The following is a 13,102-nucleotide window of genomic DNA, read 5'->3' on the forward strand; positions in this document are numbered from 1 at the left end:
TATCAAGCACCCTGTTGAGTTCTCAAAGAACAAACACCCAGCTCAGTTTCGGATCTTGCGATCCGAGCCCGTAACCGGCTTCTTAACTCTACCAGACCCGGTCTTTCCTGTCAAATCCGATTTTCTCGGACCTTTCAGGGCAACCTGCCCAGCCCAGCGCGCGACATCGCCCCCGACTTCCGTCGGCTGCGGTCGTGCTCCTGGAGGTCCAGCAACCCGGCCGATCCACCAGATCGAGGGTGACCCTCGCGGTGATCCGCCCGGCTCGTTGCCGGCTTCGTAACTCTACCCGGTCGTTCGCGCGATTCCAAATCGCCCCGCCCGGTCCCGTGCATGTGGCTCCGACCAGCGATTTCTCCCCGGTTTCTCGGCGCCCCTCACGGGCAGGGAGAAAGTTATCCGGCGCGGCACCGCAACGTCAAATCGGCAGCGCATGACCCCCGTCACGTTCACCGGAACGTGCGATGCCGCAACGGGTTCGGCGCCGCCGGGCCGCTGCCCGACGACGCCGATCTAACGAAAAGAATGGCCGCTGACCTGCTTATTCAGCTGTCCATTCCACGCCCGCGACAGTGCGGCGCCCGCGCCGCAGAACGAGGTAACGCCCGTGCAGTAGATCTGCCGGGTCGACCACGGCCTCCACGTCGGTCACGCGCTCATTGTTGACGTACGCGCCACCCTCCGTAATGGTGCGGCGCGCCTCGTTCATGCTCGCGACGAGACCCGACTCCTTCAGCAGCGCCGCGACCGGCGGCAAGGACCCGCGTACTCCCGCCAGGCCGGCCTCGGCCAGCGCGGACCGCAACGTGGGCGCGGACAGCTCCGCCAGGGCGCCCCGGCCGAAGAGAGCCTGACTCGCCGCGATCGCCTGGGCCGTCTCCTCCTCGCCGTGCACGATCGTCGTCACGGCCTCGGCCAGCCGGCGCTGGCCGGCCCGGGCGGCCGGCTTGTCCGCGGTCTCCTTCTCCAGCGCCGTGATCTCCTCACGGTCGAGGAACGTCAGGGCCCGCAGCAGCGTGCCGACGAGGGAGTCCTCGACGTTGATGAAGTACTGGTAGAAGGCGTACGGACTGGTCATCTCCGGGGCGAGCCAGACGCTGCCGCCGCCGGTGGACTTGCCGATCTTCTCGCCGGACGCGTCGGTGATGAGCGGGGTGGCGAGCAGGTGCACCGACTCGCCGGTGACCTTGTGGATCAGGTCGGTGCCCGCGGTCAGGTTGCCCCACTGGTCGGACCCGCCCGTCTGCAGACGGCAGTCGTACCGCTTGAAGAGCTCCAGGAAGTCCATGCCCTGCAGGATCTGGTAGCTGAACTCGGTGTAGCTGATGCCGGCGTCGGAGTTCATCCGCGCGCTCACGGCGTCCTTCTTGATCATGGTGTTGACCCGGAAGTGCTTGCCGATGTCGCGCAGGAAGTCCAGCGTCGACAGGCCCTGCGTCCAGTCCAGGTTGTTGACCATGCGGGCGGCGTTGGGGCCGGTGAAGTCGAGCAGCGGGCCGATCTGCGACTGCAGCCGCTCGACCCACTCGGCCGTCTGCTCCTTGGTCTTGAGCACGCGCTCCGCGGACGGACGCGGGTCGCCGATGAGGCCCGTCGCGCCGCCGACCAGGGCGAGCGGCTTGTGACCGGCCAGCTGCAGCCGCCGCATGGTGAGGATCTGCATGAGGTTGCCGAAGTGCAGACTCGGCGCCGTCGGGTCGAACCCGCAGTAGTACGTGATCGGGCCCTTGGCCATGGTCGCGCGCAACGCGTCCAGGTCGGTGGAGAGCGCGATGAGCCCGCGCCACTGCAGTTCGTCGATGATGTCGGTCACGGTCGCGATTCTCCCCCATCCGCGGCCGGCCCATCCGTCAGGCCGGCAGCTCCATCTCGATCTCGGTGATGCCCGGATCGAGCGGATAGGGGACGGTCACCCCGGTGGGCACGAAGCCGTACCGGCGGTAGAAGGCGGCCGCGCGCTCGTTGACCTCCGTGACGTGCAGCAGCACGCGGCGGGCGGGATCGGCCTCGCGCGCCCAGCCGACGGCGGCGTCGAACAGCGCCGAGATGACCCCGCGCGGCCGGCCCCGCCACGGCGGGCTGACGTAGACGCCCACCAGGCTGGTGACCGGTCCGTCGAGGATCGCCACGGTCATGCCGACGAACGCGCCGTGGGTGACGGCGACGAAGGTCGCGGCCTCGATGCTGGCCGCCCCACGGGCGGCGCGTCCCATCCAGAACTCGTCGGGCTGGCGTACGGCGTCGTCGTAGCGCTCCGCGAACGCGGTGGGCGTGTCCTTGAGCGCCTCGAGGCGCAGCTCACGCAGCTGGGGCCACTCGTCGGCGCGGATGCGCCGGATCCGGATGTCCGGGGTCATGGGGCCATGATGGCAACGTCGGCACCCGGTCCGCCACGGCATTTCCGCGCAGGAGATCAGGAACACCCTTTCCAACTGGTCAACACTGGTTCCGTCCGACACTGCGGGACGGCTGACGGGCGACGACGGCCCCGATCAGCGGCCCGACGATAATGGCGCCCGACAGACCTCAACTCCGACCACAGATACGTGAGAGCCGATGAGTGAGACGCAGGCGAGCGGCCAGCTCGCGCAGATCGGGGTCACCGGGCTGGCGGTCATGGGCCGCAACCTCGCCCGCAACCTGGCCCGCCACGGGTACGTCGTGGCCCTGCACAACCGTTCGGTCGAGCGCACCCGCAGCCTCGTGGCCGAGCACGGCGACGAGGGCACGTTCATCCCGAGCGAATCCATGGCGGACTTCGTGGCCTCGCTGGAGCGGCCGCGCGCGGTGATCATCATGGTGAAGGCCGGCGGTCCCACCGACGCGGTCATCGACGAGCTGGTGCCCCTCCTTGAAGAGGGCGACATCATCATCGACGCGGGCAACGCGCACTACGCCGACACCCGCCGGCGCGAGGCGACGCTGCGCGATCGGGGCCTGCACTTCGTCGGCACGGGGGTGTCCGGCGGCGAGGAGGGCGCCCTGCTCGGCCCGAGCATCATGCCGGGCGGCTCCGCGCAGTCGTACGAGAAGTTGGGCCCGATCTTCCGTTCCATCGCCGCGCAGGTCGACGGCGAGCCGTGCTGCGTGCACATCGGCCCCGACGGGGCCGGTCACTTCGTCAAGATGGTGCACAACGGCATCGAGTACGCCGACATGCAGCTCATCGCCGAGGCGTACGACCTGCTGCGCGAGGGTCTGGGCGCGTCCCCGGCCGAGATCGCCGACATCTTCCGGACGTGGAACTCCGGCGACCTGGAGAGCTTCCTCATCGAGATCACGGCCGACGTGCTCGCGCACACCGACGCGAGGACCGGCAAGGCGTTCGTCGACGTCGTGCTCGACCAGGCCGAGCAGAAGGGCACCGGCCGTTGGACGGTGCAGTCCGCGCTCGACCTGGGCATCCCGATCACCGGCATCGCGGAGGCGACGTTCGCCCGGGCCCTGTCCGGCCACGCCGACCAGCGCGCCGCCGCGCAGCGCGCGTTCGCGGACGCGGGCGGCACGCCGCTGACCGTCGCCGACCGGGACGCGTTCATCGAGGACGTGCGCCGCGCGCTGTACGCGTCGAAGGTCGTCGCGTACGCGCAGGGCTTCGACCACATCCAGGCCGGGTCGGAGGAGTTCGGCTGGAACATCGACCGGGGCGCGACCGCCATGATCTGGCGGGGCGGCTGCATCATCCGGGCCCGGTTCCTCAACCGCATCCGCGAGGCGTACGACAACGACCCGAAGCTGCCGTCGCTGCTGGTCGACCCGTACTTCGCGGAGGCGGTCGGCAACGGCGTGCCGAGCTGGCGGCGGGTGGTGGCCGACGCGGCGGCCGCGGGCATCCCGACCCCGGCGTTCTCGTCGTCCCTGGCGTACTTCGACGGGCTGCGCCGCGGGCGGCTGCCCGCCGCGCTGATCCAGGGCCTGCGGGACAACTTCGGCGCGCACACCTACCGCCGGGTGGACACCGAGGGCACGTTCCACACCCAGTGGGCCGGCGACAGGTCGGAGTCGCCCGCCTGACGTGAGTCACGCCCCGTGGCCCGGTCGCCCGAAGCGGCCGGGCCACGGTCGTCCGTCAGGCCCGCGGCAACGCCACGACGTCCCGCGCCAGCGCGGTCAGGCACGCGCCCAGCGGCGCGTCGACGCGCACGGTGGCGCGGTCGTCGGCGCGCGTCGGCCCCTGGTTGACGATCGCGACCGGGATGCCGCGCCGGGCGGCGTGGGTGACGAACCGCCGCCCGGAGTGCACGGCGAGCGAGGACCCGAGCACGAGCAGCGCCCGCGCCGCGTCCACCAGATCAAACGCGGCGAGTACGCGCTCGCGCGGCACCGCCTCGCCGAAGAACACGACATCGGGCTTGAGCGTGCCGCCGCACGCGGCGCAGTCGACGGTCCGGAAGCCGGCGACAGCCTCGTCGGCCAGCGACACGTCGCCGTCGGGGTTGACCGCGTCGACCCGTCGCGTGTCGAAGCCGGGGTTGGCGGCCCAGAGCCGACCGTCGAGGACCGACCGGGCGGTGACCGCCCGGCAGTCGAGGCAGACGACCCGGTCGAGGTTGCCGTGCAGCTCGTTGACGCCGTGCGCGCCGCCGGCCTGGTGCAGCCCGTCCACGTTCTGCGTGACGATGCCGGCGAGCAGCCCGTACCCCTGAAGTTGTGCCACGGCCCGGTGGCCCGCGTTGGGCGCGGCGCGCGCGATGGTCCGCCAACCGACGTGGCTGCGCGCCCAGTAGCGGCGGCGGGCCGCCGCGTCCTCGGTGAAGGTCTGGTACGTCATGGGGGTGTGACGCCGCGACACCCCGCTCGGGCCGCGATAGTCCGGAATGCCGGATTCTGTGGAGATCCCGGCGCCCGTGAGGACGGCCACTCCCCCGCCGGCAATGAGGTCCGTCAGGTGGGCAAGGTCCGCAGTCACCCCACCATGGTGCCTCGTTGTCAGCGCCAGCCGTAGGTGTGGCGGAGCTGGGCGGCGATGGCGTCGAAGCGCTTGCGGTCCAGGACCGCGCCCTCGCGGCGGATGCCGTCCTCGCGCATGCGCAGCACCCGGTCCAGGCGCACCCAGCTCGGGCGGTCCTCGGCGTCCCAGGCGCCCGCGCCGAGCGCGAACCAGCCGCGCTGCCCGTCGCGGGTGTCCCTACTGGAGAGCATCAGGCCGAGCAGCGTCCTACGCCCCTCCCGGCCGACGACCAGCACCGGGCGGTCCTTGCCCTGCTTCGGGTCGTCCTCGAAGGCGACCCAGGTCCACACGACCTCGCCCGGGTCGGCCTGCCCGTCGAGCTGCGGGGCGTAGTCGAGGTGGCGCCCGCGCGGCGGGGCCGGGTGCGGCACGGGCGAGGCCGGCCGGCGACCGACCAGGCGGCCGACGGCGGAACGGGTCAGGGAGGCGATCGCACCGGTCACAGCAGTCACAGCCGTGCACACTAGCGGACGTCCCGGGCCGCCTTAAAGGACGACGTAGCGCGACCGGGCGGCGGCCCGGCGGGTGGCGGGCATGCGCGAGTGGAACAGCCACGAACCGGCGTTGCAGCGCCGGCAGGCCCGCACGGCGCCGACGACGTTGCGGCCGACGCGCTCGTTCACGCGTACCACCGAATGTATTTCCAGACGGCCGCCGCAGCGACGGCACCACGCGAGGTCAACGTGGACGGTGGTGTAACTGATCTGGTATTCGGTGTAACGGATGACCGCGTAGGACTTGCCGGTGCGGCGCAACTGCGGGTTGCGCGGGGCGCCGGCGAAGGGGCCCAGCTCGGCGTTCGAGACCGCATTGCCGAGCAGCCCGAACCGCTTCAACCGCCGGCGCAGCTTGCCGAAGTTGTCCGACGAGTGCCGCGCCAACCATTCAGCGTCGGCCTCGGTGCGCCACGCCTCCCGCCCGGGGTCCATGCGTCGAGCGTGACACGCCGCCGCGGCTGACGCAGCCCGCCCATCCGGTCAGACCTTGACCAGCTTCCTGACCACCTGCGTGATCTTGACGGTCCACGAGCAGTCGTCCTGCGTGGTGATGTCGATGAAGCCGTCCCTGACAGATGGGTACATATAGGACGAACCGGAGGCGGCGTACCCGCTGGTCGGGAACGACAGGTCGGCCATCTCCCAGTCGAACTCCGGATGCCCGATCCAGTCGACCGACAGGAAGTTGTAGTCGGGCTCCACGCACTGCGCGGTCATCGTCACGAGGGCCGGCTTGTCGACGTACATGGTGATCGGCGCGGACGTGTAGTCACCGGTGCCCGACTTCGAGAACCGCGTGGTCGTCACATTGCGGTACGCCTGGGCCTCGACGTAGTCGGTGCCGGACCAGTTCGCGTTGCGGCGCGTGTTGCCGAGGAACCGGACCTTCCACACGCCGGACGTGCTCTGCTTGAGGTACTTCGCGTAGGTGCCGGAGGCGGAGGCGGACGTGTAGCCCACGTAGGTGAACGTCGACGCGCTCGCCTTACGGAAGTAGATGTTGACCCGGCCGTTGTTGCCGGACGTGCCGGACCCCACCCGCCCGGCGACCTTGACCGAACTGCCGGCGCGCACGGGCTCCGGCGACGCGTTCACCGTCACCGACGGCGTGGACTTGGCCGCGTGAGCGGCGGTCGCCATGACCGGGGACACGCAGACGCCGACCAGGGCGGCGGCCAGGAAGCCGAGATAGCGCTTGGACACGGCGGAACACATCCTTATGGAGGAAAGAAGTCACCCCTCCTTTCGGTCGGCCGTCCCCGTGTCCTGAGACAAACGGGGGGGGGGGGGGGGGNGGCGGTCAGTCGCGACCCGCGAGCTTGCCGTAGTACGCCGCCTTCATGAGCTCCTGCATGTCGGCGAGCATCGGCATGCGGGGGTTCGCGGGAGCGCACTGGTCGGCGTAGGCGTTGAGGGCCTGCTGTGGCAGCGCGGCGAGGAACGCGTTCTCATCGACGCCGATCTGCGCGAAGCCGCGCTCGATGCCGACCGCGTCCCGCAGCCGCTCCACCGCCGCCGCGAGCGACTCGACGCCCTCGGCCGGGGTCGCCGCCGGCAGGCCGAGCGCCGCGGCGATCTGGCCGAAGCGCGCCGGCGCCTCGTAGCTCTCGTACTTGGGCCAGCCGGTGAGCTTCGTCGGCGGGGTGCCGTTGTAGCGGATGACGTGCGGCAGCAGCAGCGCGTTGGTGCGCCCGTGCGCGACGTGGAAGGTCGCGCCCAGCGTGTGCGACATCGCGTGCACGATGCCGAGGAACGCGTTGCCGAACGCCATGCCGGCGATCGTGCCGGCGTTGTGCATCTTCTCCCGGGCGACCGGGTCGTCGCCGTGCTTCACCGCCTGCTCGAGGTTGGCGAAGATCAGGCGGACGGCGTGCAGCGCGAGGCCGTCGGTGAAGTCGTTGGCGTAGACGGACACGTACGACTCGATGGCGTGGGTGAGCGCGTCGAACCCGCTGTCGGCGGTCACCACCGGCGGCAGCTTGGCCGTCAGCGTCGGGTCGACGATCGCCACGCTCGGTGTGAGCGCGTAGTCGGCCAGCGGGTACTTGTGCCCGTTGCTCGTGTCGGTGATGACCGCGAACGGGGTCACCTCCGCGCCCGTGCCCGACGTGGTCGGCACGCAGACGAGCTGCGCCTTGTCGCCCAGGGTGGGGAAGGCGAACGCCCGCTTGCGAATGTCGAAGAACTTCTCCCGCATGTCGGCGAAGACCACCTCGGGGTGCTCGTAACGCAGCCACATCACCTTGGCCGCGTCCATCGCCGAACCGCCGCCCAGTGCGATGATCGTGTCGGGCTGGAAGCCGCGCATCAGCTCGGCGCCCCGGTCGACCGTGGCGACGCTCGGCTCGGGCTCCACGTCGTCGATGATCTGCAGGGACACCCGCTCCGCCCGGGCCTGCAGCACCGTGATGATCTGGTCGACGTAGCCGAGCCGGGTCATCGTCGGGTCGGTGACCACCGTGACGCGCTTCACGTCGGGCATGTCGGCGAGGTAGCGGATGGCGTGCGGCTCGAAGTAGATCTTCGGCGGGACCTTGAACCACTGCATGTTGTTGGTCCGCCGGGCGACGCGCTTGACGTTGATGAGATTCACCGCCGAGACGTTGTTGGACACCGAGTTGCGCCCGTAGCTGCCGCAGCCCAGCGTCATCGACGGGATGAGCGCGTTGTACATGTTGCCGATGGCGCCCTGCGACGCCGGCGAGTTCCACAGGACCCGCACGGCCTTGACGCGCTTGCCGAACTCCTCGACCAGGTCCGCGTCCTCGGTGTGGATGACCGCGCTGTGCCCGAGACCGTGGAACTCCACCATCTGCGCGGCGAGGTCCAGGCCGTGCGCGCGGCTGTCGGCGCGCAGCACCGCGAGGACCGGGCAGAGCTTCTCCCGGGTCAGCGGCTCGGCCGGCCCGACCTCATCCACCTCGACCAGGATGATCGACGTACCCGCGGGCACCTCGAAGCCGGCCTGCCGGGCGATCCACTGTGGGCTCTTGCCGACCACGTCGGCGTTGAGCGCGGCACCGTCGCAGCCGACGCCGCGCGCGGCGACGCCGAAGATGAGCTTCTCCAGCTTCTCCTTCTCCGCCGCGCTCGCCCGGTGGGCGCGCAGCCCGGCGAACGCCTCCAGCGCCACGTCGTAGACGTCGGCGTCGAGGATGACGGCCTGCTCGGAGGCGCAGATCATGCCGTTGTCGAACGACTTCGACAGGACCAGGTCGTTGACCGCGCGGGCCACGTTCGCGGTGCGCTCGATGTACGCGGGCACGTTGCCGGCGCCGACGCCGAGCGCCGGCTTCCCGGCCGAGTACGCGGCCGCGACCATCGCGTTGCCGCCCGTGGCGAGGATCGTCGCCACGCCGGGGTGGTGCATGAGCGCGGTCGTGGCCGCCAGCGACGGCCGCTCGACCCACTGCACGCAGTGCGCCGGCGCGCCGGCGGCGATCGCCGCGTCGCGAACGATCCGGGCGGCGCGCGACGAGCACCGCTGGGCGGCCGGGTGGAAGGCGAACACGATCGGGTTGCGGGTCTTGAGCGCGATGAGCGCCTTGAAGATGGTGGTGGCGGTCGGGTTGGTCACGGGCGTGATGCCGCAGACGACCCCGACCGGCTCGGCGATCTCCACGATGCCGTTGATGTCGTCGCGGGCGATGACCCCCACCGTCTTCATCCCGGCCATGTGGTGGGTGACGTGCTCGCACGCGAAGATGTTCTTGACGGCCTTGTCCTCGAACACGCCACGTCCGGTCTCCGCCACCGCGTCCTGGGCGAGCGACACGTGCTCGTGCAGGGCAGCCACGGAGGCCTTCTTCACGATGTGGTCTATCTGCTCCTGGGTGAGGCTCTCGAAGTCGGCCAGCGCCTTGAGCGCGTTCTCGACCAGGCCGTCCACCTCGGCGGCGGGTTCGCGGGCGGCGTCCGGGGCCTTTCCGCCCCGCTCTGGCTTCACGGCGGGCCGCTCCAGCACGGGCGCGGTCGCGGGCTTGGACATAGCGGTTCCTCCCGGTCGGTGCCGCGCCGGCGACAGCCCGGCCGGGCTTCGCGCGGCGCTGGCGTTCTCACCTCCGATTCTCTGGCTTCGGGAGGCCGCGCGGTGGTGCGTTACGGCCCTAACTGGCGAGGGCCGAAGGTCCCGTTCGCGTGGTGTGGACCGGGGAGTCCGACCTGGGTACGCCGGTGCGCGCCGGTGCCGTGTCCATCTCGATGCGCCGGCCGGCGGGCAGCCGCCCGGTGCACGGGTCCTCCTCGTTCACCGCGGAAACCGGGTAGCCCAGGCGCAGGGCGAGATAGGGCGCGCCCCGCGCCGGCAGCAGGTTGCGCAGCGCGGCACGCGCGCCGTCGACCTCCACCACGGTGCTGACCGGCGACATCGCCAGCCCTTCCACCGTGCCGTCCAGCAGCACGGCGGACAGGGCCTCGCCGGCCCGCAGCCACGACAGCGGTCCGTCCTCGTCCCCCCACAGCACCGCGTAGGTCGCGTAGCGGTCCAGGGTGCGGCGCTCGGCCGGGGCCCTGCGGTCGGTGATCGCGAAGTCCCGCATGGGCACCACGCGGTCGTGGCCGTACGGGACGTTGATGGCCGGCATCCCGTCGGCCGTGTGCGCGTCGCGTCGCGTCCACGCGGCGAGGTCGGCCAGGAAGCCGGCGTCGTTGAACTCGGCCCTGGCGGCGGCGGTGGCGATGGCGCCGAGCATCCGCGCCGCGTCCGGGCGCAGGATCAGCAGATGCGCTCCCTCGGCTTCGGCCGCGTCACACAGGCGGGCCACCGTGGAGGGGTCCAGCGGAACGTTGGCGACCGGACGACGGTCCGTACGCCGCCGCGCGATGACGGTGTAGCGCGCGACGTCGATCTCACTGGCGGCCCGCACCGACCGCCCGCGCAGCGTGACCCTGGCCAGCAGGTCGGGACTGGCCGGCTCGGGTAGCCGCTCGACGAGGGCCTCGTCGCCGTCGGCCGCCAGGGCCGTCCGCAGGTGGTGCAGCGCGGCACCACAACTGACCCCGAGGAGCAGCCCGTCCGGGTCCAGGGCGGTCAGGCGCCGGTCACGGTCGGCCCAGAGCTCGACCGCGTCGTCCGACACCCGCCAGCGCCACGGCTGGCTGTTGAAGACGGACGGGGCGCGCAGCGCCGTGTGCGCGGCCCACCGCAGGTGGCCGGCCTGGTTCGACAAACTCATGTACCGAGCGTGGCGCCGGCCTCACCCCCTGGCCAAGGACTAAAGTCCCGGCCGGGCCGGGCCCTGGGACCCTGCCCGCCGCGGCCGCTCACGTGGGGTGTGCGGGCGGTACGGGCTCACCGTCGGGTCGTCGACCAGCCAGAACCGCCAGGCGACGTCCGCGGCGGCCGACACCCCCACACGCGGGCCGCGCGCGACGGCCGTGGGTGGCACCGGCCGCGCGGGCGCCGCGAGGCTCGCGACCGTCCCCGGACCCAGGAGGTACGTGCCGTAGGCCGAGCGGTCGAGGCCGAGCGCCTGCGCCAGGCGGGCCGGGCCGCGCGCCAGGTCGGCGTCGCGGCGTACGGTCGGTCGCCGCGTGCGGGCCGTGTCGACGCCCGCGATCACCTCGCCGGCGCGCAGCAGCACCGCGGCGGCGGTCCCGTCCGGCCCGCACACGACGTTGAGACACCAGTGCATGCCGTAGCTGAAGTACACGTACAGGTGCCCGGGCGGGCCGAACATGACCTCGTTGCGCGGGGTGCGGCCCCGGTAGGCGTGCGAGGCCGGGTCGGCGGGGCCGGCGTACGCCTCGACCTCGGTGAGGCGGACGGTGACCGCGTCGGCGGTGCCCGCGCCGGTCGTGAGCCGGCACCCGAGCAGCGACCGCGCCGCCACCGTCACATCGGCGCCGGCCAGCGCCGCCCACTCGGTTCCCATGACACCGCCGAGCCTACCGCCCGTGATCTAACACTCCTTATCTATCCTTATTCTTCCCTGTCTTAGAGGTGTTAAGGTCGGTTTATGGAACCGCAGTTGTACTCCGTCGACCAGGTCGCCGAGGTGCTCGGCCTGCACGTGCGCACCGTGCGCGGCTACGTGCGAGACGGCCGGATCAAGGCCGTCCGCATCGGCAAGCAGTACCGGATCGCGCGCGAGGACCTCGAGGCGTTCACCGGGCGCCCGGCGCCGACGGAGCAGACCGTGCGCCGGCAGCGCCACGTCGAGGTGTCGAGCATCGTCGAGGTCGACGCGGTCAGCCCGGAGACGGCCGACCGGGTGGGCACCCTGCTCATGGGCGCCACCGCGACCCGCCGCGCCGGCGACGCGCCGCTGCGCGTGGAGACGGTCTACGACGCGGCGCGGGGCCGGCTGAAGGTCATCGTCCTGGGCGGGCTGGGCGACAGCGCCCGCCTGCTGGAGTTCATCGACACGGTGGTGACGCCATGACGCCCATCTACCGGACCGAGGCCGGCGGACGGCAGGTCCGCGAGCGGTACGCCGAGCTGCTGCGCGCCTGGCCGGTGCCCAACGAGCACCGGCGGGTGCCGACGCGTGAGGGTGAGACGTTCGTCGTCGTGTCCGGCCGCGAGCAGGCGCCGCCGCTGGTGCTGCTGCACGGGTCGGGCACCAACGCGGCCATGTGGATGGGCGACGTCGGCACCTGGGCGGAGCACTTCCGGGTGTACGCCGTCGACGTGATCGGGGAGCCCGGCCTGAGCGCGCCGGCGCGCCCGCCGTTGGACACCCAGGCGCACGCCCGCTGGCTCGACGACGTGCTGGCCGGCCTCGGCGTGACCACGACCGCCGTCGTCGGCGCCTCCCTGGGCGGGTGGCTGGCCATCGACTACGCCACCCGGCGGCCGGGCCGCGTGACCAACCTGGCGCTGCTGTGCCCCGGCGGCATCGGCCGGCAGACATGGGGGTGGTTGCTCCCCGCGCTCCTGCTCAAGCCGTTCGGGCGCTGGGGGGTACGCCGGACGCTGCGGGCGGTCGCCGGGCTCGACATGGCCGGCGCCGAGGACTTCCTCGACGGCATGACGCTCACCCACCGGCAGTTCCTGCCCCGCCGGGACCGGCTGCCGGTCTTCGACGACGACGCGCTGCGGAGCCTGGCCATGCCGGTGCTGGTCATCGCCGGCGAGCGGGACGCCATGCTCGACTCGCGGGACACCGCCCGGCGCCTGGCCGGCACCGTCCCGCACGCGGACGTGCGCGTCCTGCCGGGCGTCGGGCACTCCATCGTGGGCCAGCGCGACGCCGTCCTGGCCCACCTGGGCGTCAGTCACGCTGGACCACGTCCCTGAGGCGGTCGAGCATCGCCTGCCAGAACGCGCCCGTGTGCGCGACCTCGTCCGTACTCGCGTTGTTGTCCTGGGTGAGCACGACGCGGGTGCCACCGGCGACGGTGTCCAGCACGTACGTGAGGGTGTGGTAGCTCTCCGGCTCGTCGGGCTGGCCGGACAGCGGGCTGTAGTGGGAGACCTGCAGCAGGCGGCCGGGGTCGGCGGCCAGGACCTCGCCCTTGTCGGCGTAGGGCCGGCCGTCGAACTCCCCCTCCCAGGTGATCGGGCTGCCCGGGGTCCAGTCGGCGGTGACCCGGGCGCCCATCAGGTACCTCTCGATGGTCGCGGGGTCGGTCAGCGCGTCCCAGACGCGCTCCGGCGGGGCATCGACAGTGACCATGGCGGTCGAGACGAGTCCAGTCATGTCCGCGCCTT

General features: G+C 71.7%; 13 protein-coding genes. 3 read left to right on the plus strand and 10 right to left on the minus strand.

Features of this window, described 5'->3' with window-relative positions; all coding sequences use genetic code 11:
* Positions 1 to 541: 541 nt before the first annotated feature.
* Together tyrS and ABD211_RS25500 are read right to left on the minus strand one after the other, a co-directional pair.
* On the minus strand, positions 542 to 1,813 hold the full coding sequence (tyrS, locus tag ABD211_RS25495) for a tyrosine--tRNA ligase (protein WP_344137006.1): 1,272 nt from the start codon (positions 1,811 to 1,813) through the stop codon (positions 542 to 544).
* Positions 1,814 to 1,850: 37 nt separating this feature from the next.
* Positions 1,851 to 2,357 carry a GNAT family N-acetyltransferase gene (locus ABD211_RS25500; RefSeq protein ID WP_344137009.1) on the minus strand — a complete coding sequence of 169 codons (507 nt, stop codon included), beginning with the start codon at positions 2,355 to 2,357 and terminating at the stop codon, positions 1,851 to 1,853.
* 199 nt (positions 2,358 to 2,556) lie between these two features.
* On the opposite strand from ABD211_RS25500, the gene gndA reads away from it, so the two are divergent.
* Positions 2,557 to 4,014 (plus strand): NADP-dependent phosphogluconate dehydrogenase, encoded by a 1,458-nt coding sequence (gndA, locus tag ABD211_RS25505; protein WP_344137012.1) that lies wholly within the window; start codon positions 2,557 to 2,559, stop codon positions 4,012 to 4,014.
* Positions 4,015 to 4,069: 55 nt separating this feature from the next.
* On the opposite strand, the gene ABD211_RS25510 is transcribed toward gndA, so the two are convergent.
* The 7 genes from ABD211_RS25510 to ABD211_RS25540 all read right to left on the minus strand — a co-directional run bounded on the left by ABD211_RS25510 (position 4,070) and on the right by ABD211_RS25540 (position 11,321).
* Complete coding sequence (locus ABD211_RS25510; protein ID WP_344137015.1) at positions 4,070 to 4,909, minus strand: NAD-dependent protein deacetylase; 840 nt, start codon at positions 4,907 to 4,909, stop codon at positions 4,070 to 4,072.
* Between the two features lie 20 nt (positions 4,910 to 4,929).
* Positions 4,930 to 5,403 (minus strand): type II toxin-antitoxin system PemK/MazF family toxin, encoded by a 474-nt coding sequence (locus ABD211_RS25515; protein WP_425560529.1) that lies wholly within the window; start codon positions 5,401 to 5,403, stop codon positions 4,930 to 4,932.
* A gap of 33 nt (positions 5,404 to 5,436) precedes the next feature.
* Positions 5,437 to 5,880, minus strand: coding sequence for a hypothetical protein (locus ABD211_RS25520; RefSeq protein ID WP_344137018.1), 444 nt, complete (start codon positions 5,878 to 5,880; stop codon positions 5,437 to 5,439).
* Positions 5,881 to 5,928: 48 nt separating this feature from the next.
* Positions 5,929 to 6,651, minus strand: a complete 723-nt coding sequence (locus ABD211_RS25525) for a hypothetical protein (RefSeq protein ID WP_344137020.1) — start codon at positions 6,649 to 6,651, stop codon at positions 5,929 to 5,931.
* A gap of 97 nt (positions 6,652 to 6,748) precedes the next feature.
* On the minus strand, positions 6,749 to 9,436 hold the full coding sequence (gene adhE / locus ABD211_RS25530; RefSeq protein ID WP_344137023.1) for a bifunctional acetaldehyde-CoA/alcohol dehydrogenase: 2,688 nt from the start codon (positions 9,434 to 9,436) through the stop codon (positions 6,749 to 6,751).
* A 118-nt stretch (positions 9,437 to 9,554) separates the two neighbouring features.
* Positions 9,555 to 10,622, minus strand: coding sequence for an Acg family FMN-binding oxidoreductase (locus ABD211_RS25535; protein ID WP_344137026.1), 1,068 nt, complete (start codon positions 10,620 to 10,622; stop codon positions 9,555 to 9,557).
* A gap of 39 nt (positions 10,623 to 10,661) precedes the next feature.
* Complete coding sequence (locus ABD211_RS25540; protein ID WP_344137029.1) at positions 10,662 to 11,321, minus strand: DNA-3-methyladenine glycosylase; 660 nt, start codon at positions 11,319 to 11,321, stop codon at positions 10,662 to 10,664.
* Positions 11,322 to 11,405: 84 nt separating this feature from the next.
* Between ABD211_RS25540 and ABD211_RS25545 the strand changes: the two genes are divergently transcribed.
* Complete coding sequence (locus ABD211_RS25545) at positions 11,406 to 11,831, plus strand: helix-turn-helix domain-containing protein (protein ID WP_344137032.1); 426 nt, start codon at positions 11,406 to 11,408, stop codon at positions 11,829 to 11,831.
* Complete coding sequence (locus tag ABD211_RS25550; RefSeq protein WP_344137035.1) at positions 11,828 to 12,688, plus strand: alpha/beta fold hydrolase; 861 nt, start codon at positions 11,828 to 11,830, stop codon at positions 12,686 to 12,688. The genes ABD211_RS25545 and ABD211_RS25550 overlap by 4 nt, the downstream gene beginning before the upstream one ends.
* On the opposite strand, the gene ABD211_RS25555 is transcribed toward ABD211_RS25550, so the two are convergent.
* Positions 12,663 to 13,091, minus strand: a complete 429-nt coding sequence (locus ABD211_RS25555) for an SRPBCC family protein (protein WP_344137038.1) — start codon at positions 13,089 to 13,091, stop codon at positions 12,663 to 12,665. The genes ABD211_RS25550 and ABD211_RS25555 overlap by 26 nt on opposite strands.
* Positions 13,092 to 13,102 lie beyond the last annotated feature (11 nt).

It is taken from the genome of Luedemannella flava (genome assembly GCF_039528515.1).
Classification (GTDB): Bacteria; Actinomycetota; Actinomycetes; order Mycobacteriales; family Micromonosporaceae; genus Luedemannella; species Luedemannella flava.